The organism is Terrisporobacter mayombei, assembly GCF_020748465.1.
GTDB lineage: Bacteria > Bacillota > Clostridia > Peptostreptococcales > Peptostreptococcaceae > Terrisporobacter > Terrisporobacter mayombei.
The window spans coordinates 1-504 of the sequence record NZ_JAHZMP010000136.1; the positions used below are offsets into that span (position 1 = coordinate 1).

At 50.0% G+C, this 504-nt stretch carries 1 protein-coding gene; it reads left to right on the plus strand.

Features of this window, described 5'->3' with window-relative positions:
- Nucleotides 1-69: 69 nt before the first annotated feature.
- A complete protein-coding gene (locus K0039_RS25000; protein ID WP_500303709.1) occupies nucleotides 70-351 on the plus strand; it encodes a hypothetical protein in 282 nt (93 codons plus the stop codon).
- Nucleotides 352-504 lie beyond the last annotated feature (153 nt).

Genomic DNA, 504 nt, shown 5'->3' on the forward strand with positions numbered 1-504 from the left:
TGAAGCGAAGCTACATGGCGAAGATGTTTCTCTGGATGCACTAAACGTATCCTACGCCCGTGGTTAAGAATGAAAGAGCCGCCAGATACCGTTGTATTGGGTTGCACCCATTTCCCTCTACTACAAGAAGAACTGTTACAAGTGCTGCCAGAGGGAACCCGGCTGGTGGATTCTGGCGCAGCGATTGCTCGCCGAACGGCCTGGTTGTTAGAACATGAAGCCCCGGATGCAAAATCTGCCGATGCGAATATTGCCTTTTGTATGGCAATGACGCCAGGAGCTGAACAATTATTGCCCGTTTTACAGCGTTACGGCTTCGAAACGCTCGAAAAACTGGCAGTTTTAGGCTGATTTGGTTGAATGTTGCGCGGTCAGAAAATTATTTTAAATTTCCTCTTGTCAGGCCGGAATAACTCCCTATAATGCGCCACCACTGACACGGAACAACGGCAAACGCGCCGCCGGGTCAGCGGGGTTCTCCTGAGAATCTCAACAGAGAAAAGC

Bases quoted from the DNA above. Each gene is read 5' to 3' on its own strand.
- K0039_RS25000 (WP_500303709.1), top strand. From the start codon at position 70: ATGAAAGAGCCGCCAGATACCGTTGTATTGGGTTGCACCCATTTCCCT.